Source organism: Streptomyces sp. NPDC033165 (assembly GCF_055577965.1).
On record NZ_JBVIPK010000016.1, the window covers coordinates 117,477 to 141,289 of the forward strand.

The window sequence follows — 23,813 nt, forward strand, 5'->3', positions numbered from 1 at the left end:
GCCGAGGGAAGACCGCATGGCTCATCGGAAACGCACCATGAAACTCGGGGCCATCATCGACGGCCCGGGGTCGCACATAGCCGCCTGGCGGCACCCGTCCACCCCGCTCGACGCCCAGCTCGACTTCGCCTTCCACCTCGCCTGCGCCCGCACGCTCGAACGGGGCCGGTTCGACTGTCTCTTCGTGCCCGACGTGGTGGCCGTCTGGGGCACCGACGTCCAGCACATCAGCCGGACCGCACGCAACGAGCACCTCGAACCGCTGGGCCTGCTGGCCGCCTACGCCACCGGGACCGAGCACATCGGACTCGCGTCGACGGCGACCACGACCTACAACGAGCCGTACGACATCGCCCGCCGGTTCACCTCCCTGGACCGGATCAGCGGCGGCCGGGCGGGGTGGAACGTCGTCACCTCCGCCGCGCCGTGGGAGTCCCGCAACTTCGGCTTCCCCGATCACATGGAGCACGACCGGCGCTATGTTCGCGCCGAGGAGTTCATCGGCGTGACCAAACGCCTCTGGGAGGCGGGCGGCAAGGGACTGAAGGAGTCCGCGCGCGGCGAGTTCTTCGACGTCCGGGGCCCGTTGAACCTGCCGCGCTCCCCTCAGGGGCGTCCCGTGATCTTCCAGGCCGGGGCCTCCCCGGTGGGCCGGGAGTTCGCGGCACGGCACGCCGAGGTGATCTTCACCCGGCACACCCGGCTGTCGGACGGTCAGGAGACCTACGCCGACCTGAAGCGGCGGGTGGCCGCGCACGGCAGGGACCCGGAGGGGACCCAGATCTGGCCGGGAGTCCAGCCGCTGGTGGCGAGCACCGAGGAGGAGGCGCGCCGGCTCATCGGTGAGCTGCACGAGCTGGTGCCCGACATCGTCGCTGTCAGGGCGCTTCAGGAGCAGCTGGGCGATCTGGACCTGACGCGCTACCCGCTCGACGGGCCCGTTCCGGACATCCCGTCGTCCAACCGCTCGTCCAGCACGGCCGCCATGTGGACGTCACTCGCCCACCGGGAAAATCTGACGCTACGCCAGCTTGCTCTGCGGCAGGTCGCCGACTTCTTCGCGGGGACGCCCGAGCAGGTGGCGGACCACATGGAGCGCGGGTTCACCGAGCGCGCGGCCGACGGCTACATCGTGGACTTCCCGCACCTCCCGAGCTCCCTGGACGCCTTCGTCGACCATGTCGTACCGGAGCTGCGGCGCCGCGGGCTGGTGGACGAGGAGTACGCCGAGGGCACGCTCCGCGAGAAGCTGGGGCTGCCCGCCCCGTCCCGCTACGACACAACGACCGACGCGACGACGACCGACGCGACGGCACACGAGGCAGGTGCCGCATGACCCAGCACGATGGCCGCATCACCCTGTTCGCCCCGCTCATCACTGCCACGGACACGGGAGACACCGACCGGCGGGACACCGCGGACAGCTCGTTCACGGAGGTACGCGGCCGCGCCGGGAAGGCGGAGGCCGCCGGGATCGACGCCCTGCTGCTCCACGACAGCCAGTCGGGCGGGCGGACGCACTTCGAGGCGGGCACACTGGCGAGCGCCCTGGCGGTCTGCACCCGGACCGTGGGGCTCGTCGCCGCCATCTCCACGGAGCACGCGCTCCCCTACCACGTGGCCCGCGTCCTGGCCACGGTCGACCACCTCACCGCGGGGCGCGCCGGCTGGCAGCCGATGACCGGAGGCGATCCGGACGCGGCGGCCAACTACCACGGGAACGGCAGCGGTTCGGCGTCGGCGCGGCGATCGCGAGCCGCGGAGTTCACCACCGTACTGACGGGCCTGTGGGACAGCTTCGACGACGACGCGTTCGTCAGGGACCGGGACTCGGCCGTCTACTTCACCCCCGAGAAGCTGCACCCGCTCGACCACCGGGGCGAGCATTTCGACGTCGCAGGCCCCTTGAACATCGCCCGGCCGCCGCAGGGACACCCCCTCCTGGTCCACCGCGTGACGGACACCTCCGACAGCGACGACCTCGCGCTCGCCGCACGCTTCGCCGATGTCGTCCTCCTCCCGGCACAGAACGTCCAGGAGGCCGCCCGGGTCCGCGAGGCCGTGCGCGAGCGGGCCCGGGCGGCCGGACGGAGCACCGGCGGCATCGCCGTACTGCTCGACTGGCCGGTCGAGGGCGGGCCGGAGGAGGCCGCACGGCTGACGCGCCTGTACGACGCGGGCGCGACCGACGGCTTCACCCTCATCGCCCCGGCCGGTGCGGCGGGCCCGGCGCACAAGGCCGTCCTGGCTCTCGCGGCCGACGTCCGGGCGAAGGAGGCCCCCACCCGGCCGGGGGTCCGGCCCGGCGCCACCCTGCGCGAGCGCCTGAACCTGCCCCGCCCGGCAAGCCGCTACGGGACGACGCCTCAGGCAGTGCTGGAAGCGCAGGAAACGTCCGGCAATCCCTGAGGGCTGTCCCGCGATCCCTGGTGGATCAGCGCGCGGCGGCAGATGCGGTGCATCGCAAGGCGGCTGAGTCAGCGAGCGGCTCCGCCGTGGGCGGCCGGGCCAAGGAGTCCATCCAGGTCGTGGACGTCTCCCAGCTCCTCCTGGAGTCCGTGAAGACCCCCAGCGACCCGACCGGCGACCCGGAACAGGTGGACGCACCGGAGCCCGAACCGGCCGAGCACTCCTCCTGACGGCTACTGGCGAACCGTCAGGAGGGTCGATACGTAAGGGGGTTGCTGGTTACTGCGCCATCTCGTAGGCCCCGGACAGCGACTCCACGCGCTCCCAGATCCGCGCCGAGCGGGCTGCGTCGACGACGGGGCGGCGCACCGCGCCCAGCGCCCAGTTCTGCTGGTCCTCGGTGGCGGAGTCCTTGCCGTGCAGCTCGACGGCGTGCGCGGAGAAATCACGTACGAGGACGGCGAACAGCTCGTCCAGCAGGTCCTGGTCCAGGCCGGTCAGCCGGGCCTGCTCCAGGATCAGCTGGCCGTGGACGACGAGGGCGAACAGCTGCCCGACGGCGAGGAGGAGGTCCAGGTCACGGCTCTGCTCCTCGTCGGGGGCGGCCGTCTCGACGAACGTGCACAGGGCGTCCGCCTGCTCACGGAAGCGGGCGACGTTGGGCACCTCGGCGTAGGCGTCGAAGGCGGTGCGCCAGTCGTGGAAGCGTACGGAGCCGAGGCCGCGCGCCGGCCCCTGCCGGAACAGGAAGTCGTCGTCGGCCGCGTCGAGGCGGGTGGGGACGGCGGGGTAGTCGACCGGGTTCAGCAGGTGGTTCCGCATGAACTTCAGGATCAGCGCGAGGTTGACGTGGACCGTCCCCTCCAGCTTGGGCAGACTCCGGATCTCGATGGCGGCCTGGGCGAAGTAGTTGTCCTTCTCGAAGCCCTTGGCTGCGATGACGTCCCACATCAGGTCGATGACCTTCTCGCCCTCCGTGGTCACCTTCATCTTCGTCATCGGGTTGAAGAGGAGGTAGCGGCGGTCGTCGGGACCGGCGGAGCGGAAGTAGTCGACGGCGCGGTCGCTGAACAGCTTCATCCCGACGAGCCGGACGTACGCGTCGGTCAGCTCTCGGCGCACGTGCGGGAAGGCGGTGACGGGGCGGCCGTAGAGGATGCGGTTGCTGGCGTGGGTGACGGCCTCGTACATCGCGTGCTCGCAGATGCCGATCGAGGCGGTGCAGAGGTTGAACTTGCCGACGTTGACGGTGTTGAGCGCGGCGTCGAAGGCGGCGCGACCGGTGTGCAGGATGTCGGCGGGGGCCACCGGATAGTCGTCCAGGCGGAATTCGCTGACGAACTTGGAGGAGTCGACGACGTTCTTCACCAGGTGGTACGCCTCGTGGCGGCTGTCGGCCGCGAAGAAGACGTAACCGTCGGGGCCCTCGACGTCGGTGCGTCGGCCGAAGACGGAGACGAGCCCTGCGGCGTTGCCGTTGCCGATGTAGTACTTGGAGCCGGAGGCCAGGAAGCCGCCGCCGCCGTCGCTGTCCGGCGTCAGCAGCATGTCGGTGGAGTAGATGTCGGCGCCGTGCGTCTTCTCGGACAGGCCGAACGCGAACACCTCGCCCTGGGAGAGGAGTTCGGCCGCCCGGGCGCGCGCCTCCTCGTTGTCGCTCTGCCACACCGGCCCGAGGCCGAGGATGGTGACCTGCCAGGCGTACCAGTAATCGAGCCCGTAGAAGCCGAAGATCTCGTTGAGGGCGGCGATCCGGGCGGTGTCCCAGCGCTGCTCCTTGTCGCCCGCAGCGGAGAGCGGGGTGAGGAAGGTGGCGAACAGCCCCTCCTTGGCCGAGAAGGCCAGGAAGTCGCCCAGCCAGGCGCGGGAGCGGTAGTCCTCGATCAGCCGGCGCTTGCCCCGCTCCTCGAACCAGTCGACGGTGGCGCGCAGCAGCCTGCGGGTCTCCGGGTCGAAGTGCTGCGGGTCGTAGGTGCGCGGGTTGAACAGCAAGGACGCGGACTCAGCCATGGAGGATGCCTTCCGGGAGGGTGAGGGTCTTCTTCGGTGGTACGGAGGTGGCGGGCGGCGCGCCGTTCAGGCGCCCGGGCCCGCGGCTCCGAGGCGGTGCAGGGTGTCGAGTACGTCGTCGAGCCAGGCGATCGTCATGCGCTCGTACGCGATGCCGCCGCGCAGTACGACGTGCTGGAGTTCCTGACCGGCGTCCCGCGGTGCGGGCGCCTCGGGCCCGGTGAAGTCACGCGACTCCCCCGCGAGGTAGTGCGCGAGCCGGTCCCGGTGCACCTGTCGGTGCCGCCCGACCTCGTCGATCAGGGCGGCCGGATCGTCGAAGGCGGCGCCCCGGATCTTCACGGCGAGGTCGTGCCGGAGGCTCTCCGGTTCGATCGGCTTGTGCAGCCACTCGGCGAGCACGGCGCGGCCGGGGCCGGTGACCGAGTACTCCTTCTTGTCCGGCCTGCCCTGTTGCGGCACCTCGCGGACGAGGAGCAGACCATCGGATTCCATGCGCCCCAGGACCCGGTAGATCTGCTGGTGGGTGGCGGTCCAGAAGTACCCGATGGACCGCTCGAAGCGCCGGGCCAGCTCATAGCCGGAGCCCGGCTTCTCCAGCAGGGAGACGAGGATCGCGTGGTCGAGGGCCATACCGTGAATCCTTCTATGCAACTCGTTTCATAGACAAGTCGTGGAGCCCGGGTGAGACACGGCTCACCCGGGCTCCCACCGCAGGGGCATGAGCATCCCGGCTGGACCTCGGGGGCCCTTCTCGGCTCCGACGTGCCCCACAGGGCAACCATGTGCACTCGATGCGCAGATGACAGCACGTGTACCCGGTACACACAGATACATCGCGTGTACGCAATGCACCCGGGCACCATCGTGTGTGCGCGATGCACCCCGACGGCCTGAGGCGGTTCGGCATGTTTAGCGGCTGCTCCCTGGGTACTCCTGGTGGCAGGTATCCGGCCTACGCGGAAACTCGGGCGCCGACCGGTTGGGAGAACAGCCATCGGCGCCGCACCCCTTCCCTCCCTCACCCCCATCCCCCTCGGACCAGAGCCAAGGAGCACCACATGCCGACTGGATCGAACAAGAAGCGCGAGCGGCAGTACGAGCACATCAAGGAGAGCCAGGAGGAGCGGGGCGCCTCCGAGCGTCGGGCGAAGGAGATCGCCGCCAGGACCGTGAACAAGGAGCGCGCCCGGTCCGGCGAGTCGAAGACGGCGAGCAAGACCTCGACGCAGGACAAGAAGTCCGCCTATCAGCGGGGCGGCGAACGCTCCCACCGAGGCGCGCAGGGCCCCACGAAGGACCAGCTCTACGAAGAGGCCAAGAAGAAGAACATCGACGGCCGTTCCTCGATGAACAAGGACGAGCTCAAGAAGGCTCTGGGGCGCTGACACCCGGCGTGTCCGCCCCGGCCGCCCACGGCAGCAGAGAGGAGCACGGCATGCCCGCAGACGCACGCGGCGACGACGTCTACCAGCCGCAGGTCGACGGCCAGGACCCACCCGACGACAATCTCGACCTGGAGAACACGCTGGACGAACAGGATCTGGACGATCAACTGGACGAGGGCTACTCCCCTCCCGAACGTCCGCTGGGCGTGAACAAGTTCGGTACGACGGGAGCGGAGGAACGCCGGGGAGAGTCCCTGGACCAACGGCTCGCCCAGGAGGCAGACGACGTGGAGCCGCCCGACGGCGACGGCATCGGCGACCTAGCCGACGGCGAGGGCGAACCGCTGGAGCGTACCGGCCGCGAGCCTCGCGCCGGCCGGCTCAGCGCGGCGGACGACGCGACCGGGCGACAGAGCGACGTCTTCGCCGACGACGTGGGCATCGACGGGGGCGCCGCTTCCGCCGAGGAGGCCGCCGTCCATGTCACGGACGAGGGGGACGGCCGGGGGCGGCGCGCTTGAGGGTCCGGTGCGCACGGCGCCGGAAACCGTACGGCCGGCTCTGCGGCCGGCCGGTGTCCGTGCGGTGGGGCTGGTGTCGGGCGGGAGGACGGGAGGGCGGAACCGGTCGAGCCCGTACGGCGAGACGGCGAGACGGCGACTCCCTCGTCGCCCTCAGAGCCCGGCCCCCGACGTTCGGCGGGAGGGCTCGCGGGCCGCGTCCTCACGGATCCGGCGACAGGACTCTCTGATCAGACGGGACACATGCATCTGGGAGACACCGAGTTCGGCGGCGATGGCGCTCTGCGTCATCCCGGCGAAGAAGCGCAGGTAGAGCACCCGTTTCTCACGCTCCGCCAGGTTCCGGATCCCCGGCCTGACCGCCTCGCGGTCGAGCACCAGGTCGTAGGCCCCGTCCACGGTGCCCAGACTGTCGCAGAGCAGCACGTCGCTGCCGCCGACGGACGCCTCGGCGTCGATGGACAGGGCGCTGAAGCCGTGGAGCGCCTCGCTCCCCTGCCGCACCTCCGCCTCGGTCAGTCCGGTGTGCTCGGCGATCCGGGCCAGTGACGGCTGGGTGCCCGCGGCGGCCAGTTCGGCGGTGGCGCGGCGTACGACGTTACGGAGGTCCTGGACGCGGCGGGGGACGTGCACGGACCACATGCGATCCCGGAAGTGACGTTTGATCTCGCCGGTGATGGTGGGTACGGCGAAGGACGCGAAGGCCCGGGTGCGCTCGGGGTCGTAGCGGTCGACGGCGTTGACGAGACCGACGGCCGCGACCTGCCGCAGGTCCTCCAGCGTCTCACCGCGGTCGCGGTAGCGGGCGGCCAGCCGGTGGGCCATGGGGAGCCAGGCGCAGATGATCTCCCCGCGCAGGCGCTCCCGCCCGGGCCCCTCGGGCAGCTCGACGAGCCGGCGGAAGAGTGCCGCGGTGTCGGTGTCGTCGGCACAACGGCTTTCCAGGGCCATGGGGGCGTTCAGCTCCTCGCCGTACGGGGTCTCTGTCGCCGGGAGGGTGGCGCGGCGGGGCGCGCCGAGTGTCCGTGATGACCCGCGACGCCTCCGTCGCCGGGGCGTGGCTCACCTCCGAAGCACCCCCTGGCCTTTCCGTGCGGGAGCAGCGGTGAAACCCGGGATGCGGCGCGACCATACGACCGGCCGACAGGGGGCGGGGAGGCCGAGCTGCGCGGCTGAGGGTCTTAGGGCCTGGGGGCCTGGGGGGGGCCGGGGGCCTGGGGGCCTGGGGGGCCTGAAGGCGCCGACCGGCCGACCCGCGCCCTCGGACCCTCAGCCCTTCAGCGGTGTGCGCAGTGCCGTACGCCCCTCGCGCCACGCCGACAGCAAGTGGTCGGCGAGGCGGTCCTCCAGATGCCCGGTGGCCGCGACGCCCAGGACGATGTCAGCCGCGAGCTCGGGTTCGTCCGCCAGCAGCCCGCCGATCACGTCACGTCGCACCACCTGTTCGTGGACCGCGTCGGCTTCCACGTGCTCGTCGTAGAACCGCTGCGCTGCGGGGCCCGCGCCCGCCCGGCGCAGCGCCGCCGCCATCCTCCGGGAGCCGGGGGACGAGGTGATCTCCACGGCGGCGAAGTGCCCGACCAGCGCGCCCCGCAGCCTCCGGTGGAGCCCGAAGAGGGACATCACGTTCACCGTCGCCAGGGCCTGGGCGGGCGCGGCATCGAGGTAGCGCCCGTACTGCGGATCGAGGCCGAGGTCGGCCATGAGGTCGGCGTAGAGCTGTGCGTGGATGTCCTCGGCCCGCCCCGCCCCGAACTCGTCGAACTCCACCGCCACCATCGCCGCCTTCGCCCGCCCGCGGAGCCGGGGGACCACCCACAGATGCGGATCGGCCTCCTTGAGGTGGTACAGAGAGCGCACGGCGGCGTACTCGCGCAGGTGCCACAGCTGCCCTTCCCGCTGGAGGTGGTGGCTGACGCTGCGCCCGTCGTCGCCCACGGGCTCCACCAGCAGCGCGTCGACCGCTTCCGCCACGCCCTGCCCGCCCGTCTCGCTGCCACGGCGCAGGGCGTCCATGAAGACGTCCTCGGCGGCGGCGCGTACGGCGAGGAGGGCGGGGTCCCACTCCAGGCGCTCGTCCGTACCGGCGAACCCCCGGTAGTGGAGCTCGTAGAGGACGTACAGGAGCAGGTGCAGGTCGTCGCCGTACGGGTCGGCGCGGCGTACCGTCCCCGCGTCGGGCAGCCGGGCTCCGCGGCCTGCCAGCACGGCGAGGACGCTCCCGCTCAGGGGCCCGCGCGCCTGCGGGAGCGGCGGGGGCGCGGCGGGACTCCGTTGGGCGGGGGTGGTGGTGGCCGGGGTCGTCATGGTCGGGTTTCCTCCTCGCCCTCCTGGGGATCTCGGTCGCTTTCCCGGGGGTCGCGGCTGCCTTCCCGGGGGTCTCGGTCACCCTCTCCGGGGTCCCGGTCGCCCTCTTGGGGGTCGCGGTCCTCCGCGCCGGAGTTTCCGTCGTCCGGGTGGGGCCTGGGCGGCCCGGCGGGCCGGCGACGGCGGTGGCTGGTGTCGCACCAGGGGTAAGTGCGGCTGCGACGGCAGGTGCAGATCGCGGCGACGAAACGGTCGGACCTGGTCGTCGTACCGTCGTCGTTCACCACGACGACCGGCCCCTCGACCAGGATCGGGCCGTCCCGGCCCGCCACCACCCGCCGAGGCCTCTCATTCCTTCCGGGCACGGATCACCACCAGCTCCTCCCTGTCCAGGCGGGCCGGCAGCAGTCCGCGGGCCCGCAGCCAGGCCGAGCGGCCCCGGGTGACAGGACCGAGCGGAATCATCACCCGGTCGGTCACCGAGACATGGAGTCCGGCACCGGACAACCGGTTCACGGTCTCCCCGGGGCGGCTCAGCCCCGACTGGACCAGCAGAAGCAGGCCACCGGGGCGCAGCGCGGCGCCGGCGTCGGCGCAGATGCGGTCGAGGATCAGCCGGCCGTCGAGGCCCGCGTCCCAGGAGCGGCCCGCCCGGTGCCGGGGCACCGCGAGACCGGGGGCGGGCACGTACGGGGGGTTGCTGACGACGGCGTCGAACGTACGCCCCGGCAGCGCACGGAGCAGGTCGCCCCGGCGCACCGTCACGGGCAGCCCGGCGAGCGCGGTGTTCAGCCGCGTCGACACCACAGCACGGCGGCTGATGTCGACGGCCGTGACGCGGGCGCCCAGCCGGGCGGCGTGCAGGGCCAGCGCGCCGCTTCCGGTGCACAGGTCCAGCACGTCCATCCCCGCGCGGATTCCCTCGCGTCGCATGGCGGTGGCCAGCAGAAGTGTGTCGGCCTGGGGGCGGTACACCCCGGGCAGGCACACCAGTCTGCGAGGCCGTGGGGCTTCACCGAGTGTGTCCGGCGGCGCCTGCCGCGTCATGGGGCCGCCTTCGTCCCCGGGCAGCCGCGCCCCTGGCTCGCTCAACGGCCGGAGGACGCGTCGGGCCGCCCATGCTCCTGCTCCTGGCGGCTCTGCTGCTCGTTCCGGCTCTCCTGCTCCTGCTCCTGCTCCTGCCGACGCGCTTCAGCCTGCTGGCGGCGGCCGTCGTCCTTGCGGACCGGGTCGTCCAGTGCCTTGCCGTCGGACTCCTTGACCAGCCCCCGGACCTTGAGGACCTTGGCGCGCAAGAGCCTGCCTACGTCACGCATCGTGTCCTCCTGTGCGGTCATCAGTTGTTCCACGGTTGAGCGGTTCATCTCTCCTCGTCCGGAAGGGCTCCCCGGCTGCCGTTCGACCGGGGTCTGCGTGGCCCCCACCTCGGCTCTGGTCCAGCGGTTGCGGGCCCTCGGAGAAGGCGTGCGCTGCGGGCAGCGGTGACCGAGAGCGTCGTACGCCGACGCCGCGTCACGGGCGTCCGTACGGAGCCGGGGCTCGTCCGAGCCCTTGACGGTCTTGCCGGTACGGCCGCCTGCCGCATCGACTTGGTGGACGACCAGGTCGACGCCCGTTTCGTGGCCCGCAGCCGGAGGGTAGGTCCAGATGCCGTCCGTCACGGCCCGTCTCCTTTCCGGTCGGGAAGGATTTTCCGACATCATTGGAGATACCCAGCATTACGGACTTTTCACACGAACATCGAGACAGTGCAGCCGCCACGGCGGAACAGGCACTGGCTCGCGGGCCGGCGCTGCGGCCCGATGTCGCGGTGCTCGGCACCCGACTGTCCGACGGGGACGGCGTCACCGTCCGCCGTGAGCTGCGTTCCCGGATGCCGGGGCCGGCCTGTCTGCTGCCGACGTCGTCCGACGACGAGGGCGCGCTGCTCGATGCGGTCATGGCCGGGGCGACCGGGTATGTGCTCAAGCGGGTCAACGGTTCGGACCTGGTGTCCGCCGTGAGAACCGTGGCGACGGTCCGGTCGACGCTCGATCCCGCGACCGCCTCCCGGCTCATGCGCTCACTGCGGGCCTCCGGGGCCGACGGGCCCGCGAAGCTCGGGATGGAGCGGCGGATGCAGGCGGCCGTCCTTGCGGAGGAGGTACGGGAACACCGGCAGGACGGTGACGCGTCACCCGCATACAGGGGTGGTCAAGCACGTGCATCAATCCATTGCTGAGCGCGCGCAGAGAACTCAGCCCCCCTCAGGCCGGGCCGCGCAGCGGGCTCAGTCGGTGTCGCCCGGGGCGTCGGGCACGATGATCTTGCGTCCGGTGACCCGCCGAGGCGTGAGGATCATGACGTGTTCGCGCCCCTCCCCGGCCCACGGAGTCGCGTACGCCGCCTCCCTGAGCCCCCGCGCGTCCTCTTCGTCCGCCACGGCACGGACGGGGCCGACGAGCAGCACGCTCCACCCCTTGCTGAAGGCGTCGTCGATGTGGTCGGTCTCAAGGGCGATCTCCGTGCCGACGGCTGTGGCCAGCGGGGAGTCCTCACCCGTGCTGAAAACGACCTCGCCGTCGAGCACCTGGTAGTTCACGGGCAGTACGACCGGCCCGCCCTCGTGGGTCAGCGCCACCCGTCCGACGCCGTGGTCACCCAGCAGCACCCAGCACATGGCGACGTCGAGTTCGACCAGCCGGGCTCGGCGCGCTCCCCGACCGAGGCCCGGCGGCAGCTCGCCCGTTCCTCCCGACAGCTCCTGGACCGTGGTTTCGAGCGCGTCGGCCAGCCGGAGCAGGAAGCCGATGCCCGGCGTCGCGGACTGCTCCTCCACGTACTCGATATAGCCGGGTGCGGCGCCCGCCCGCAGCGCCACGTCCTGCCGGGACAGCCCGAGCTGCAAGCGCCGCGCCACGATGCGCCGGCCCATGTCGCCTCTGGCCGGTTTCGGTGATGCGGGCATCGCTGTGCTCCTTGCTCATCGAGGCGGGTCCTACGACCCACGCTAACCAGCGCCGGGAACGGGCGCAGCGCGGAAGCGGCACCCGTGGGAGCTGCTGGGGCCTTACGAGACGGGGGCTACCGGGCGGCCCTCGGCCGCGTGACGCCCGCGCACGGAGCATGCCGCCGGCTGTCCGTGCGCCCCGCCGGGGTCAGCCCGACTTCGGAGGCCTCCGGGTGTCGAAGGCGAAGAGCGTGTTCGCGTCCGCGGCCACGAACAGCACACGCCCTGCGACGGTCACGCGCGGGCTCGCCCCCTGTTCGCCCGTCAGCCCGTCGGCCTGCGGATCTGTTGTCCACAGCGATTCGCCGTCGTCCGGCGACAGCGCGACCACCCGGCCGGTGGCCGAGCTGAAGTACAGCGCGCCCTCATCCGCCGCCGGACCCGACGCTCCCTCCACACCCGTCTGCCGCGACCACTTCTCCCGACCGGTAGCGGGGTCGAGCGCGGTGACGACTCCGGCCTGCCCGCTCACGTAGACGGTGCCGTCCGCCATGCCGGGCGTCCCCTCGTACGTCTTGCCGAGCCGTGAGTACGTGACCTTCCGTGAGACCGGGTCGACCAGGACCACTCCGTCGTACCCGGCCCGTGCCGCCCCCTCCAGGTGCCTGGAGAGGAGTACGAGCCTGCCGCCTGCCGCACCCGTCGGCACGGCGGGGCCGTTGACCGCGATGGGCCTGCCCAGTGCCCCGGACGCGAGGTCCACGGTGTGCAGGGTGAGGTGGCGCACCTCCGTGGCGTCCAACTCCGCCTCCGTCGCGCACATCGCGAGGAGCTGCCGGCCCACCGGGACGGGCGCACACTGGGTGCCGGCTGGGAACGACGCTGTCCAGGCGACCTCACCGCCATGCGCGTCCCGGGCCTCGAAGCGGGAGTTGGAGGCGTCGACCGTCACCACGGCGGTGCCGGCCACGACGGCGTCCTGGCTCCGGCCGGTGACAGCGGTCGACTGGGCGCCGGACGGTACGGACCACAGCTCCCGGCCGGTCTTCGCGTCGATGGCCACCACCTCGCTGTGGGGGTCCCGCGGGGCGTCCTGGGCGGCGAAGCGGTAGCCGAGCACCGTGTCGTCGGTGGCGCCCACCAGGTGCATGCCCTGGACGGGGACGCCCGGGCTCTTCACCGTCCACACCCGCGAGCCGTCCTGGGCCCTGATACGGGTCGCGACGACACCGCCGCCCCCGCAGAACAGCGCGTCGCCACGCGTGACGCACCGCAGCTCGTCGGGAATGTCCGCACGACCGCCCCGCACGGTCCGGCGCCACGGCTCGAAGCCGTCCGGAAGCGCGGGCCCCGGCGCCGCGACGCTGTTTCCCCTGCCGTTCCCCTCGTCGCCGCCGCTGTGCCCCCCGGAGCCGCCCGTCTTCAGCACGGCGACCCCGCCGCCGATCGCGACCACCGCGACCGCCGCCGCGAGCACGGGCCGCCACCGGCTGCGCAGACGGCGGCCGACGGGAGAGCCGGAGCTCCCCGTCCCGGTACCGGCCGGGGCGGTCGGCTCGGAGGCGGCCCGCGCCGCGAGGTCATGCTCGGTGACCATGTCGCGGGTACGGCCCGCTCCGGCCCCGTCGGCGCCCGTCCCGCCGAGTTCGGTCGGCAGGTCCCGCAGCAGTACGAGGAGTTCGTCCGCCGAGGGGCGTCCCCCGGGCTCCTTGTCCAGGCACGGCTCGACGACCGCGCGCAGAGCCTCCGGTACGGCGCCCAGCGAGGGTTCCTCGTGCACCACCTGGTAAGCCGTCAGGTACGGGCTGTCCGCGTCGAAGGGACCACGGCCCGTCGCCGCGTACACCAGCAGCGTCCCCAGCGAGAAGACATCGGACGCCGGTCCCACACCGCGCGGCGCCTGCAACTGCTCCGGCGACATGAACGGCGGCGTACCGATGATCCGCCCGGTCATCGTCAGCGTCTGCTGGTCCACGGCGCGCGAGATGCCGAAATCGATGACGCGTGGCCCCTCGGGCGAGAGCACGACGTTCGAGGGCTTCAGGTCACGGTGGACGACCCCCGCTCGGTGGATGTCGCGCAACGCCTCCGCGAGCCCGATGGCGAGCCGCCTCAGCTCCGCTCCGTCCAGCGGGCCCCGCACGGTGATGCGCTGGGCGAGCGTGTGCCCCTCGATATAGGTCGTCGCCATCCACGGCTGTTCGGCCTCGGGAGCGGCGTCGACCACGGCGGCGGTGAACGCGCCGCTCACCCGCCTCGCGGCCGCAACCTCCTGCCGGAAACGGATACGGAACTCGTCGTCCCCCGCGAACTGCTGGTGGATCAGCTTGATCGCGACAGCCCGCCCCGAACTCGTACGGGCCAGGTAGACCGTGCCCATGCCGCCCGAGCCGAGCCGTGCTTCCAGGGGATAGCCGCCGATCTCGGCCGGATCACCTCCGCGCAGCGACACTCTTCCGACCTCCCGTTCCCCGTGCTCCTGCGCCATCACTCGCCTGCCTGCCCGTCCTGCCTGCCTGGCCTGGCCTGCCTGGCCTGGCCCTCCTGGCCTGCACACAAACTAGCCGCAGGTCGGTACGGCGGAGCCAGGCGGGTGCCGCACGGGGAGCTCAACCGGGCACACCCCCTTACAGGCCCCGACGGGACTCCCGCACCAGCAGTACCAGCAGATACGCCCCGCCGACGCACACCGTGACCGCGCCGGTCGGCAGTATCACGCCCGGAATCGCGTGCTGTGCCGCGATGTCGGCGCCGAGCAGCAGGACCGCGCCGACGAGCGCCGAGCCGACGAGGTCGACGGAGGTGCCGCGCCCGGTGAGGCGGCGGGCGATCTGCGGCGCCGCCAGGGCGACGAAGGCGATGGGGCCCGCCGCCGCGGTCACCGCCGCCGTCGCCGTCACGCCGAGGACGACCAGCAGCAGCTTGGTGCGCTCGACGGGCACTCCCAGCATCGTCGCCGTGTCGTCGCCCAGTTCGAGCCGGCGCATCCGGCGTTGGGCCACCGGAGCCGCCAGGGCGACGCCCGTGGTCAGGGCGGCGGCCATCATGACGGCGGGCCACCCGATGGCGCTCAGGGAGCCGGCGCCCCAGACCGCGGCCCTCAGGGCGGTGTCCACATCGGCCTTCACCGAGAACCACGTATTGACGGAGGACAGCAGCGCACCGACCGCGATGCCCACGATGATGAGCCGGAAGCCGCGGACACCCCGGCGGAACGCCAGCAGATACACGACGAGGGCCGTGACGAGTCCGCCGGCGAGCGCGCCCGCCGCGAGCGCCGGGTAACTGCTCGCGCCCACGAGCAGCATGACGACGACACCGGTGTAGGAGCCGGTGGTGAAGCCGATGACGTCCGGACTGCCGAGCGGGTTGCGGGTCAGCGACTGGAAGATCGCGCCGCCGACGGCGAGGGCGGCGCCGAACAGTACGGCCGCGACGATGCGCGGCGCACGCCACTCCAGGACGACGGTGCGGACACTGTTCCTGGCCGTGCCCGACATCACCGCGGTCAGGTCGCCGAGACTCAGTGGGTAGCTGCCGAGGGTGAAGGCCCACAGGGCCAGCGCGACCAGCGTGATCCCCAGCAGCCCGCACACGACGACCGCGCGGCGCGTCACTCTCAGGCTCAGGGGCCCCGCCCTGAGGACGAACACCCCGTTCACAGCGACCTCACCCGGCTTCCGCGCACCAGCAGGATCAGCACGGGCGCGCCGATGAGGGGCATCATGACGCCGACCGGCAGCTCGGCGGGGTTCACGATCAGCCGGCCCAGCACATCGGCGACCAGCACGATCACCGGGGCGAGGACGGCGGAGTAGGCGACGATCCAGCGCCAGTCGGGCCCGGTGAGCCAGCGCACGGCGTGCGGCACCATGAGGCCGACGAACATCAGCGGGCCCGCGGCGGCCGTCGCCGCACCGCACAGCAGGGCCACCGCGATCACCACACCGCACCGGGTGGCGCCGACCCGCAGCCCGACCGCCCGCGCGGCGTCGTCGCCGAGCGCGATCGCGTTGAGCGGGCGCGCACAGCACGCAGCGGCCAGCAGGCCCGCCAGCACGAAGGGCACGATGTCACCGGCGGTGCCTGTCGGACGGTCGGTGATGGTGCCCGCTCCCCAGAACCTCATCCGGTCGAAGGTCTCCGTGTCGATCAGGGCGAGGGTGTGGGAAACCCCGGCCAGCACCGCCGTGAAGGCCACCCCGACGAGAGTGAGCCGCAGCGGGGAGGGCCCGCCGCGTCCGCCGCTGGCGGCGAGGTAGACCACCGCCGAACCGGCGACAGCGCCGACGAAGGCGAAGGGCAGGTACTGCTCGATGCGGGTGAGGCCGAAGACGGCCACGCCCAGAGTGACGGCGAATCCCGCGCCCGCGTTGACGCCGAGGACACCCGGGTCGGCCAACGGGTTGCGGGTCAGGGCCTGCATGAGCGCTCCCGCCACACCCAGGGAGACGCCGACGACGATGCCGAGCAGCGTACGGTCCACGCGGGCTTCGCTGACCGTGGCGTGCGAGGCGGAGCCGTCGGGGGCGGTCAGCGCCTGCCACACCACGTCGAGGGGAAGCATCGCCGAGCCGATCGCGACGCTGAGCACCACCGCCACCAGGAGCGCGCCGACGGCGATGCCCAGGCCGAGGAGCCGGTGCGTCCTGCGACGCGACGACCACGACGACGCGGTGGGCGGTGGGGGCGCGGTCGTCGTCGCGAGCGCCTGTGGCATCGAACCTCCCTGAGCGATCCGCCACCGGACAGCCGGAAGTGCCGTGCGTGATCGACGTACATGAACTGCTTGAACTGCCTGGGCGGCTCGGACCGACTGCCCGGCCGCCGGTTCAGCGGCCGCCGAGCGCCCCCACCGCGTCCGTGGTGAGCGCGCTCACCGGCACCCCGGACTCGCGGCTCAGCGCGCGCAGCAGTCCGGCCCGGGTCGCGTATCCGGCCGCTCTGGCCGCCGCCGTCAGCTCACCTCCGCCGCGGAGGTGTTCGACGGCGGCGTTCATCCTGGCCCGGTTGCGCCACCGTGTGAAGGGCAGTCCGGTCTCGTCGAGGAAGACGCGCTGCACCTGGCGGGCGCTCATCCGGTGCTGTGCGGCGAGCTCCTCCAGTGTCACGGCGGGGGTGCGCAGGGCCTCGCGGGCGAGTGCGCGCACGGCGGGATGGGCGGGCAGCACGACGGGGAAGTACTGCCGGGAGATGCCCCTCAGCACACGCCCCAGCGCCTGGCGGAACGGCCCGACCTGCTCCGCCGTGGTCGGCGCGGCCCCGAGTGTGGTGGTCATGACCTCGACGATCGCGGGGACCGCCCCGAGCGGCTGCACCCGGCGTCGTGGCTGGTCAGAGGCGTTGAGCAAGGGGCCGAGCGCCATACCGCCCGGCTCGATCCGCAGCGCGTGCGGCACCCGGGGAGCCAGCCAGAGGGCCTCGTGGCGTCCGAGCCGCCACTCCTCACCGTCGGCGGACAGGCGCGCGTTGCCGCTGACCACGTAGACGAGGTGCGGCTCGTCGTGCTGATGTGTGTCGTGGCCGAGGAAGCGGATGGCGTTCTCGGCGACCACGGTGCCGAGGGATGTCATCGGCAAGCCTGCCTCCCGTTGTGTGCGATGCGTCGTGTCCGTCACCGGTGATGTCGCACTCGGATGAACACAGCGGAACCAGCGAGGTTAGCCTCACCTTACCAATACAGCTCGAACGTCGAGCCTGCCCAGTCACATGAGGTCCCATGTCTGCTCCTGCCCGTCTTCTCGCCGTCGCGCTCGTCGCCACGCTCGCCCTCACCGGATGCTCGGCCTCCGGCCCGTCGGACGACGGGGACAAGGGGTCCGCCGCCAAGACCCGTACCGTCACGACCGACTACGGCAAGGTGAAGGTGCCGACCGCGCCCAAGCGCGTGGTCGTGCTGAACCACGCTCTCGCCGGGTATCTCTACGACCTCGACGTGCCGGTGCGCGCCACGATCCCCGAGGACGCCGACGGGAAGGGCGAGTTCTCCCCGTACTGGGAGAAGGAGGCGAAGGAGGACGGCACGACCTTCCTGCCGTGGAGCGTCGACGGCTTCGACCTGGAGGCGATCCTCGCCCTGGAGCCCGACCTCATCGTCGGCGGCGGCATCGGCTTCCCGCTGTTCCAGGCGGAGAAGGTGTACGACGACCTCTCCGGCATCGCTCCCACCGTGCTCGTGGGCAAGAAGCTCGGCGACTGGCGGAGCCAGTTCTCCTTCCTCGCCGACGACGTGTTCGGCAAGGCCGACGTCTACGAGAAGCACCTGGCCGCGTACGACAAGCGGATCACCGAGGTGAAGGAGTCGATCACCCCGCCGCCCGGTCCCGTGTCGTTCCTCGCCCTCACCGGCGACGGCACCGCCTACGGCCTGGTGGAGAGCGTGGGCCTGCCCACCGAGTTGAAGAAGGTCGGCATCGAGCCGGCGCCCGTCTTCGCGAAGGGCGGTTTCAAGGTGTACGGGCAGGGCGGTGACATGTTCGAACTGTCGACGGAGAAGGTGGGTCAGACGATCACCCAGCCGTCCGTGTTCGTCATGGGCTTCAACGCCGACACGACCGACGTCGCCACGCTGAGGAAGAACCCCGTCTACAGCGCGCTGCCCGCCTTCAAGACGAACCACGCCCATGACCTGCCGTACTGGGTGCTGCGCGGCGACTACGACGAGTCGATGGCCCTGCTCGACGTCATCGAGAAGAAGTTCTCCTGATGGCCGCCCAGCGTGCGTACACGACGCACCCTCTCGTCCTGCGCCGGGTCACCGTCCGCCGTGTCCACGAGGTGACCCCCCGAATGCGGCGCGTCGTCCTCGGCGGCGATGACCTCGCCGCCTTCACCCGCGACGGAACCGACCACCCCGCCTTCGCCGCGCCCGGGTTCGACGACCACATCAAGCTGATCCTCGCTGCCGACGGGAACGTCCACGCGGCGCTCCCCGCCCAGTTGCCGCACGGCATCGAGTGGACCCCGGCCGAACACCGGCTGACCCGCGACTACACGCCCCGGCGGGTGGACCAGCGGGCCGGAGAGCTGCACCTCGACTTCGTGGTGCACGGCGAAGGGCCCGCGGAGGCCTGGGCCGCGTCGGCGCGGGAGGGCGACGAGCTGTGGTTCGTGGGGCCCAAGTCGTCGCTCCGGCTGCCGGAACGGCTGGACTGGATTCTCCTCATCGGGGACGAGACGGCACTGCCCGCGATCGGCCGCTTCCTCGACGAGCGTCCGCTCGACGCCCCGGCCCACGTCCTGGTCACCGTCTCGGACGACTCGGCCCGCCAGGAGCTGGCCCTGCGCGACGGCGACACGGTCACCTGGGTGGTCGCGGAGCCGGGGGACGCGGCGGCACTGGACGCCGCGGTCCGCGCGCTGCCGGTGCCGGCGGGTGAGGGGTACGCCTGGGCCGCGGCGGAGAGCCGGGCGCTGCTTCCCGTACGCCGGTACCTCCAGCGCGAACGGAAGCTCCCGAAGGACCGCCTGAACATCACGGGTTACTGGCACCGCGAGGAGGCGACCACGCCGGAGGCGGAGGGCGCGGCCGACGCGGGCACGCAGGTCGCCGCCGCCGGTCCGATCCCCTCGCCGCTGCCGTGGCTGGTCGCTCGGACCGCCCTGCACATCGGTCTCGTCGACGCGGTGGCCGACACGCCGGGCCTTTCGCCCGCCGTACTCGCGACCCGCCTGGGCGTGCCGGAAGCGGGGGTCGACGTACTGCTTCCGCTGCTCGCCTCGTACGACGTGGTCGTCGGCGCCGACGACGAGACGGGGCTGCGCCTCGGCGCGGCGGGTGAGGAACTGCTCGACGACCACGAGCGCGAGGAGTACACCGGCCACGAGGCCGAGCTGCTGCTCGCCCTCACCCACCTCGCCCCCTCGCTCCGGAACGCCACGTCCCCCTGGCGGCTCGCCTCGGGCGCCACCCTGCACGACGCGGTGACCCGCGACGCGGAGCGCTACGGCGAACTGGTCGGGGAGTGCGAACAGTTGGTCTTCCTGCTGAACGGCCTCACGGCGGACCCGCTCTGGGAGGGCGTCGGGAGCTGCCTCCTGACCGGTCCCGGCAGCGCCTCGGTGGTCGCCGCTCTCGACGACGCCGGACTGCGGCCTCGGCTGCGCGTCGTGGAGGACGGCACACCGGCGGCGGTGCTGCGCGGACACGTCTCCGCGCCGGAACGGATCGACTGGACGGCAGGGCCCGCCGATGTCGCCGTCGCCGCGAAGGCGCTGGCCCACCGCACCGACGAGGAGGCCGCACAACTCCTCACCCGGCTCGCCGACTGGACCCGGACGGTGGTCCTCGTCGAGGCCTCCCGCCCCGACGGCCTGAGCCCGCACGCGGCCGAGGCGGCGCTGCTCGCGTACGCCGCGACCGGCAGCCCGCTGCGCGACTCGGCCGCGATCGCCGCCCTCGCGGAACGGTCGGGCTGGGAGGTCGAGCGGACCGTCGCACTCGGCTGGGGCACGGAGGCCACGGTGCTGAGGCGGGGCTGACCCGGACGGGCGGCCCGGAACCCGCCGGGGGGGGGGCAGTCCGACGGGGGCGCGGGCGGTCAGCTCTTCGGTACGTAGTGCTGCCCCAGCCCGCGCCGCCCTTCGGGCGGCAGGTTCCGGGCGGGCGTCTCCACAGGGCCCGTCGCCGGTCGGCCCCGCTCGCGGTCCCAGCCCGCACGGGCGCGCGGGTGGAAGCGGCGACGCTCGGGAACGCATCGCCAGGCGTGATGCACCAGCCGGCCCAGCGCGCGCAGCAGCCGTTCGTCCAGGGGCGTCCAGCGGAGCCCGAGGCGTTCCCGTACGGCTTGCGGATACATGCCGATCGTCATCCACAGCGCCAGCCGGACCGTCGGGACGCGGACGAGGGCCCACAACGGCGACGGCAGCCACCGCAGGAGGGGCGGCCGGGAGATGCGGCGCATGTTCAGGACGTCGCGGGCGGGCCGGTTGTCCTCCAGGACGTCGGCGCACATGTGGTCCCAGTACCGCTGGAACTCCTCCCAGCTTCGAGGAACGGGCTTCATGGAGAGGCCGTACAGCGCGTACCAGCGGACGTGCTCGTCGAAGAGCGTGTGCCGCTGCGCCTCGGTGAGCCCGCCGCCGAAGCGCTCGGCCACCTGCACGGTCAGCATGAAGAACGTGGCGTGCGCCCAGTAGAACGTGCCCGGGTTGAGCGCGTGATACGGGCGGCCGCGCTCGTCGACCCCGCTGATCGAGGCGTGGTAGCCGCGCACTTCACGGGCCGTACGGGCGGCGAGCGGGCCGTCGTAGACCACTCCGCCGATCGGGTACAGCGAGCGGAAGAGGCGTTCCCAGCGCTCCTCGAAGAACCGCGAGTGCTCGGCGACGCCCGCGCCGAGCTCGGGGTGCATGTTCTGCATCGATCCGGCCCAGGGGGCGAGGAGGAGGCCCCTCCAGTCGCCGAACCAGCGCCAGGTGAGGGAGTCGGGGCCGAGGGGTTCGACGGCTCCCGGGCCGTTCGGTTCGGCTGGTTCGGTCGGGTAGGTCGGGTCCGGTCCGTGAGCTGGCACTGTCCCGTGCACCTCCAATACTGAGGACACCTGTCATCAGGTTAAAATCCGCGGACGGCTGTCGTCAATCGGCCGGCGGGAAGGGTCACCGGAAATCGGGCGACGGAGAGCGGGAGGGCCGGAGTTGACGGAACGGAGCTGGGGCGGGACGAAACTCGCCGATCGTCGCGCGGCCCGCCGCCAGATCCTGCTGGACACCGCCGAGCGCCTGGCCGGCGAGGAGGGCTGCGCGGCCGTCACGGTCCGGTCCGTGTGCAGGCGGGCACGCCTGACGGACCGCTACTTCTACGAGAGCTTCACCGGACGCGACGACTTGCTCCTCGCCGCCTTCGAGCGGGTCGCCGAGGAGGCCAGGCGAGCCCTGGAGGAAGCCGTGGCGCTCAGTGGGCCACGGCGCGACGTCCGGGCCCGGGCCGCTGTCTCCGCCTTCGTCGCCCTGGTCCTGGACGCGCCGCACAAGGGCCGCCTGCTGCTCCTGGAACCCTTCGCCGACCCGGTCCTCGGGGCCCGCAGCCATCGGCTCGTGCCGGTGTTCACCGACCTCGTCGGCGGTCAGCTCTCCGGTACGGGGGACGGCATAGAACGCCGTATGGCCGCGCACGCCCTGGTCGGCGGCCTGGCGAATCTCTTCGCGGGGTGGCTGCACGGCACGCTCGACGTGCCGCGCGAACGGCTGGAGGCGTACTGCGTGGCACTGGTGCTCAGGACGACGGCGTCCCCGGAGGAGCCCTCCCCGGCAGGCGGTGCGGACAGCGCGGGCGCCTCGCCCTCACCGGAAGCGAACACGGTGAAAGACTGATCGACGACCCTCTCGACCGGTTTCCTCATCGAGTGCGGTACGTGACCTGATGTCCGGTTGGTGCTTGGGATCGGGTGAGGAGTGCTGGTCGGCGGGGCGGACTGGTACTCAGGTGCGGGGCTGAGCGAGCAGGCCGGGTTCGGGTTCGGTGAGAATGCCCGTGTGACCAGGCGTTTCAGATTGGACCGCATGCCTTCGGTGATTCTTCGCGAGGATCGGCAGGTCGAGTGCCTGGTGGCCGAGCTCGGCCTGGAGAATCATGCGTGTCCGGCAGCTCCGTGCCTGTGCGTCAGCTCTCGCACCCCGCGCACTAACCGGTCTATGTGTTCCCTGGTGGTGCCCGCGCCGAAGCTTGCCCGCACGGCGTTCAGCGGCGCCGTGCGGCAGTTGCCCGGTGCCGTTCCGTTGCCGGTCGGCGTGGTGCCGCCGTCGTCAGGTGCCGGGTACGTCGCTGTTCCGAGGGCGTTCAGCAGCTGGTGCATCAGGGGGTGGGCGCAGAACAGACCGGCCCGGACTCCGATGCCGTACTCCCATGACAGGCGGTCGGCGAGGGTGAGGCCGTGGATCCCGTCCGCGGTGAACGACGTCACGGGCGCGCGGTCAGCCCCGCCGGGGAACAGGCTCAGCCGCCTGAGTCCGGGCACGGCGTCGAGACCCGCGTGCAGCCGGTGCATCAGCTGTTCCTCGTGTGCGCGCAGCGCGGCGAAGCCGACGCCGTTCAGAGCCCGGCACGCCGCCGCGATCGCGTGGGCCCCGATGACGTTCGGTGTACCCGCCTCGTGCCGGGCGGCCCCCAGGTCCCACTCCACCTCCAGGCGGTCTCCGCGGACGCGTCGCACGGAGCGTGAGGCGCCGCCGCCTGCCAGGTAGGGCTCCGCCCGTAGGGGCCAGTCCCACCGTCCGGCCAGGACGCCCGCGCCGAACGGGGCATAGAGCTTGTGCCCGGAGAACGCCACCCAGTCCACGCCGAGGTCGCGCACGGAAACCGGCCGGTGCGCGACCAGTTGGGCCGCGTCCAACACGATCCTCGCGCCGTGCGTGTGTGCCACGGCGGCGAGTTCCCGCACAGGCCACAGCTCGCCCGTCACGTTGGACGCGCCGGTGACGCACACCAGGGCGTCCGTGAGTGGGGCGTGCTTGCGCAGTGCCTCGTCCAGGAGCTCCACCGCGCACCGCGGCGAGTCCGGGGCGTCGAGCAGGACCATGTCGTGGCGGCGCCACGGGAGCAGCACCGCGTGGTGGTCGGTGTCGAACGCATACACCGAACCGCGTTCCGGCAGCCACTGGGCGAGCATGTTCAGCGAATCGGTGGTGGACCGCGTGAACACCACGCGGTCGTCGGCCCGCAGATCGAGGAAGCGCGCCACCTCCTCGCGGGAGGATTCGAACACCGACGTCGAGTATCGCGACAGCTGGCCCGATCCGCGGTGGACGCTTCCGTACTGCGGTACGAATGCTGCCACCTCCCGCCAGACCTGGGACAGAACGGGAGTGGAGGCCGCGTAGTCCAGTGCGGCATAGGTCATCTCGCCGCGCGCGGTGGGGACGGTTACGTCCCGGCTGAGTACCGCAAGGAGCGGTGCGCAGCCGGGAAACGCCGGCCCGGGGTAGGGGTTCAACGACAGCCTCCCGCCACCCCCGGGACGATGGACACCTCGGCGCCGTCCGGGACGAGCGTATCGAGGTTGTCCTTGAAGCGGATGTCGTTGTCGTTGACGTAGATGTTGACGTAGCGGCGCATGACGCCGCTCTCGTCCAGGATGCGCTGGGAGATGCCGGGATGGTTCTCCTCCAGGTGGGCGACGACCTCGGCGACAGTGCTCCCCTCGGCCGTCACCCGTGCCTGGTCGTCGGTGTAAGGACGCAGGATGTTGGGAACGCGGACGGAGATGGTCATGGATCTTCCTCCAGGTTGACGTGCTGGTGGGTGGTGCGGTC

23 protein-coding genes and 1 pseudogene are annotated in these 23,813 nt (G+C 72.0%); 9 read left to right on the top strand and 15 right to left on the bottom strand.

The features are described 5' to 3' along the window. The first annotated feature begins 16 nt into the window (after positions 1 to 16). From ACZ5WC_RS28965 to ACZ5WC_RS28975, 3 genes are read left to right on the top strand one after another with little or no spacing between them, the layout of a single operon-like run. A complete protein-coding gene (locus ACZ5WC_RS28965; protein ID WP_468543581.1) occupies positions 17 to 1,336 on the top strand; it encodes an LLM class flavin-dependent oxidoreductase in 1,320 nt (439 codons plus the stop codon). Continuing rightward, on the top strand, positions 1,333 to 2,409 hold the full coding sequence (locus tag ACZ5WC_RS28970) for an LLM class flavin-dependent oxidoreductase (RefSeq protein ID WP_468543582.1): 1,077 nt from the start codon (positions 1,333 to 1,335) through the stop codon (positions 2,407 to 2,409). The genes ACZ5WC_RS28965 and ACZ5WC_RS28970 overlap by 4 nt, the downstream gene beginning before the upstream one ends. Before the next feature lie 47 nt (positions 2,410 to 2,456). Beyond that, a complete protein-coding gene (locus ACZ5WC_RS28975) occupies positions 2,457 to 2,639 on the top strand; it encodes a hypothetical protein (protein WP_468543617.1) in 183 nt (60 codons plus the stop codon). A 49-nt stretch (positions 2,640 to 2,688) separates the two neighbouring features. Here ACZ5WC_RS28975 and ACZ5WC_RS28980 read toward each other — a convergent pair whose 3' ends face one another. Continuing rightward, on the bottom strand, positions 2,689 to 4,419 hold the full coding sequence (locus ACZ5WC_RS28980) for an acyl-CoA dehydrogenase family protein (RefSeq protein WP_468543583.1): 1,731 nt from the start codon (positions 4,417 to 4,419) through the stop codon (positions 2,689 to 2,691). Positions 4,420 to 4,485: 66 nt separating this feature from the next. Next, positions 4,486 to 5,052, bottom strand: a complete 567-nt coding sequence (locus ACZ5WC_RS28985) for a PadR family transcriptional regulator (RefSeq protein ID WP_468543584.1) — start codon at positions 5,050 to 5,052, stop codon at positions 4,486 to 4,488. A gap of 428 nt (positions 5,053 to 5,480) precedes the next feature. Between ACZ5WC_RS28985 and ACZ5WC_RS28990 the strand changes: the two genes are divergently transcribed. After that, entirely contained in the window at positions 5,481 to 5,807 is a 327-nt protein-coding gene (locus tag ACZ5WC_RS28990) for a plasmid stabilization protein (RefSeq protein ID WP_468543585.1), read from the top strand. A 50-nt stretch (positions 5,808 to 5,857) separates the two neighbouring features. After that, complete coding sequence (locus ACZ5WC_RS28995) at positions 5,858 to 6,328, top strand: DUF5709 domain-containing protein (protein ID WP_468543586.1); 471 nt, start codon at positions 5,858 to 5,860, stop codon at positions 6,326 to 6,328. 153 nt (positions 6,329 to 6,481) lie between these two features. On the opposite strand, the gene ACZ5WC_RS29000 is transcribed toward ACZ5WC_RS28995, so the two are convergent. The 5 genes from ACZ5WC_RS29000 to ACZ5WC_RS29020 form a co-directional block, all read right to left on the bottom strand. After that, on the bottom strand, positions 6,482 to 7,279 hold the full coding sequence (locus tag ACZ5WC_RS29000) for a SigB/SigF/SigG family RNA polymerase sigma factor (RefSeq protein ID WP_468543587.1): 798 nt from the start codon (positions 7,277 to 7,279) through the stop codon (positions 6,482 to 6,484). 318 nt (positions 7,280 to 7,597) lie between these two features. Further along, complete coding sequence (locus ACZ5WC_RS29005) at positions 7,598 to 8,635, bottom strand: iron-containing redox enzyme family protein (protein ID WP_468543588.1); 1,038 nt, start codon at positions 8,633 to 8,635, stop codon at positions 7,598 to 7,600. Continuing rightward, on the bottom strand, positions 8,632 to 9,000 hold the full coding sequence (locus ACZ5WC_RS29010; RefSeq protein WP_468543589.1) for a CDGSH iron-sulfur domain-containing protein: 369 nt from the start codon (positions 8,998 to 9,000) through the stop codon (positions 8,632 to 8,634). Before ACZ5WC_RS29010 ends, ACZ5WC_RS29005 begins: the two co-directional genes overlap by 4 nt. Continuing rightward, complete coding sequence (locus tag ACZ5WC_RS29015; protein WP_468543590.1) at positions 8,984 to 9,682, bottom strand: HemK2/MTQ2 family protein methyltransferase; 699 nt, start codon at positions 9,680 to 9,682, stop codon at positions 8,984 to 8,986. Before ACZ5WC_RS29015 ends, ACZ5WC_RS29010 begins: the two co-directional genes overlap by 17 nt. A 41-nt stretch (positions 9,683 to 9,723) precedes the next feature. After that, positions 9,724 to 10,296, bottom strand: coding sequence for a hypothetical protein (locus ACZ5WC_RS29020; protein ID WP_468543591.1), 573 nt, complete (start codon positions 10,294 to 10,296; stop codon positions 9,724 to 9,726). Positions 10,297 to 10,388: 92 nt separating this feature from the next. Here ACZ5WC_RS29020 and ACZ5WC_RS29025 point away from each other — a divergent pair. Continuing rightward, positions 10,389 to 10,856, top strand: a pseudogene (locus ACZ5WC_RS29025) (response regulator); the annotation flags it as partial. Positions 10,857 to 10,904: 48 nt separating this feature from the next. Here ACZ5WC_RS29025 and ACZ5WC_RS29030 read toward each other — a convergent pair. From ACZ5WC_RS29030 to ACZ5WC_RS29050, 5 genes are all read right to left on the bottom strand, one after another. After that, positions 10,905 to 11,582, bottom strand: a complete 678-nt coding sequence (locus ACZ5WC_RS29030; RefSeq protein WP_468543592.1) for a helix-turn-helix domain-containing protein — start codon at positions 11,580 to 11,582, stop codon at positions 10,905 to 10,907. Positions 11,583 to 11,772: 190 nt separating this feature from the next. Beyond that, positions 11,773 to 14,016, bottom strand: coding sequence for a serine/threonine-protein kinase (locus ACZ5WC_RS29035; protein ID WP_468543593.1), 2,244 nt, complete (start codon positions 14,014 to 14,016; stop codon positions 11,773 to 11,775). Positions 14,017 to 14,191: 175 nt separating this feature from the next. Then, on the bottom strand, positions 14,192 to 15,226 hold the full coding sequence (locus ACZ5WC_RS29040) for a FecCD family ABC transporter permease (RefSeq protein ID WP_468543594.1): 1,035 nt from the start codon (positions 15,224 to 15,226) through the stop codon (positions 14,192 to 14,194). After that, positions 15,223 to 16,284, bottom strand: a complete 1,062-nt coding sequence (locus ACZ5WC_RS29045; protein ID WP_468543595.1) for an iron chelate uptake ABC transporter family permease subunit — start codon at positions 16,282 to 16,284, stop codon at positions 15,223 to 15,225. The genes ACZ5WC_RS29040 and ACZ5WC_RS29045 overlap by 4 nt, the downstream gene beginning before the upstream one ends. A gap of 112 nt (positions 16,285 to 16,396) precedes the next feature. Then, positions 16,397 to 17,137, bottom strand: coding sequence for a helix-turn-helix domain-containing protein (locus ACZ5WC_RS29050; RefSeq protein WP_468543615.1), 741 nt, complete (start codon positions 17,135 to 17,137; stop codon positions 16,397 to 16,399). A 146-nt stretch (positions 17,138 to 17,283) separates the two neighbouring features. Between ACZ5WC_RS29050 and ACZ5WC_RS29055 the strand changes: the two genes are divergently transcribed. Both ACZ5WC_RS29055 and ACZ5WC_RS29060 read left to right on the top strand, forming a co-directional pair. Beyond that, positions 17,284 to 18,270 carry an ABC transporter substrate-binding protein gene (locus tag ACZ5WC_RS29055; RefSeq protein WP_468543596.1) on the top strand — a complete coding sequence of 329 codons (987 nt, stop codon included), beginning with the start codon at positions 17,284 to 17,286 and terminating at the stop codon, positions 18,268 to 18,270. Further along, on the top strand, positions 18,270 to 20,045 hold the full coding sequence (locus ACZ5WC_RS29060) for a siderophore-interacting protein (RefSeq protein ID WP_468543597.1): 1,776 nt from the start codon (positions 18,270 to 18,272) through the stop codon (positions 20,043 to 20,045). Before ACZ5WC_RS29055 ends, ACZ5WC_RS29060 begins: the two co-directional genes overlap by 1 nt. A 59-nt stretch (positions 20,046 to 20,104) precedes the next feature. Here the strand turns inward: ACZ5WC_RS29060 and ACZ5WC_RS29065 are convergent, their stop codons facing one another. Further along, positions 20,105 to 21,076, bottom strand: a complete 972-nt coding sequence (locus tag ACZ5WC_RS29065) for an oxygenase MpaB family protein (protein ID WP_468543598.1) — start codon at positions 21,074 to 21,076, stop codon at positions 20,105 to 20,107. A 124-nt stretch (positions 21,077 to 21,200) separates the two neighbouring features. On the opposite strand from ACZ5WC_RS29065, the gene ACZ5WC_RS29070 reads away from it, so the two are divergent. Further along, positions 21,201 to 21,875 carry a TetR/AcrR family transcriptional regulator gene (locus tag ACZ5WC_RS29070; protein ID WP_468543599.1) on the top strand — a complete coding sequence of 225 codons (675 nt, stop codon included), beginning with the start codon at positions 21,201 to 21,203 and terminating at the stop codon, positions 21,873 to 21,875. 257 nt (positions 21,876 to 22,132) lie between these two features. Here the strand turns inward: ACZ5WC_RS29070 and ACZ5WC_RS29075 are convergent, their stop codons facing one another. Both ACZ5WC_RS29075 and ACZ5WC_RS29080 read right to left on the bottom strand, forming a co-directional pair. Next, positions 22,133 to 23,500 (bottom strand): aminotransferase class V-fold PLP-dependent enzyme, encoded by a 1,368-nt coding sequence (locus ACZ5WC_RS29075; protein ID WP_468543616.1) that lies wholly within the window; start codon positions 23,498 to 23,500, stop codon positions 22,133 to 22,135. After that, a complete protein-coding gene (locus ACZ5WC_RS29080) occupies positions 23,491 to 23,772 on the bottom strand; it encodes a MoaD/ThiS family protein (protein WP_468543600.1) in 282 nt (93 codons plus the stop codon). The genes ACZ5WC_RS29075 and ACZ5WC_RS29080 overlap by 10 nt, the downstream gene beginning before the upstream one ends. Positions 23,773 to 23,813 lie beyond the last annotated feature (41 nt).

What these genes read in the sequence shown, in the direction of transcription:
- ACZ5WC_RS28965 (WP_468543581.1), top strand. Translation starts at nt 17, where the DNA reads ATGGCTCATCGGAAACGCACCATGAAACTCGGGGCCATCATCGACGGC.
- ACZ5WC_RS29060 (WP_468543597.1), top strand. Translation starts at nt 18,270, where the DNA reads ATGGCCGCCCAGCGTGCGTACACGACGCACCCTCTCGTCCTGCGCCGG.
- ACZ5WC_RS29055 (WP_468543596.1), top strand. Translation starts at nt 17,284, where the DNA reads ATGTCTGCTCCTGCCCGTCTTCTCGCCGTCGCGCTCGTCGCCACGCTC.
- ACZ5WC_RS29030 (WP_468543592.1), bottom strand. Translation starts at nt 11,582, where the DNA reads ATGCCCGCATCACCGAAACCGGCCAGAGGCGACATGGGCCGGCGCATC.
- ACZ5WC_RS28970 (WP_468543582.1), top strand. Translation starts at nt 1,333, where the DNA reads ATGACCCAGCACGATGGCCGCATCACCCTGTTCGCCCCGCTCATCACT.
- ACZ5WC_RS28985 (WP_468543584.1), bottom strand. Translation starts at nt 5,052, where the DNA reads ATGGCCCTCGACCACGCGATCCTCGTCTCCCTGCTGGAGAAGCCGGGC.
- ACZ5WC_RS29005 (WP_468543588.1), bottom strand. Translation starts at nt 8,635, where the DNA reads ATGACGACCCCGGCCACCACCACCCCCGCCCAACGGAGTCCCGCCGCG.
- ACZ5WC_RS28995 (WP_468543586.1), top strand. Translation starts at nt 5,858, where the DNA reads ATGCCCGCAGACGCACGCGGCGACGACGTCTACCAGCCGCAGGTCGAC.
- ACZ5WC_RS29080 (WP_468543600.1), bottom strand. Translation starts at nt 23,772, where the DNA reads ATGACCATCTCCGTCCGCGTTCCCAACATCCTGCGTCCTTACACCGAC.
- ACZ5WC_RS28980 (WP_468543583.1), bottom strand. Translation starts at nt 4,419, where the DNA reads ATGGCTGAGTCCGCGTCCTTGCTGTTCAACCCGCGCACCTACGACCCG.
- ACZ5WC_RS29050 (WP_468543615.1), bottom strand. Translation starts at nt 17,137, where the DNA reads ATGACATCCCTCGGCACCGTGGTCGCCGAGAACGCCATCCGCTTCCTC.
- ACZ5WC_RS29015 (WP_468543590.1), bottom strand. Translation starts at nt 9,682, where the DNA reads ATGACGCGGCAGGCGCCGCCGGACACACTCGGTGAAGCCCCACGGCCT.
- ACZ5WC_RS29000 (WP_468543587.1), bottom strand. Translation starts at nt 7,279, where the DNA reads ATGGCCCTGGAAAGCCGTTGTGCCGACGACACCGACACCGCGGCACTC.
- ACZ5WC_RS28990 (WP_468543585.1), top strand. Translation starts at nt 5,481, where the DNA reads ATGCCGACTGGATCGAACAAGAAGCGCGAGCGGCAGTACGAGCACATC.
- ACZ5WC_RS29045 (WP_468543595.1), bottom strand. Translation starts at nt 16,284, where the DNA reads ATGCCACAGGCGCTCGCGACGACGACCGCGCCCCCACCGCCCACCGCG.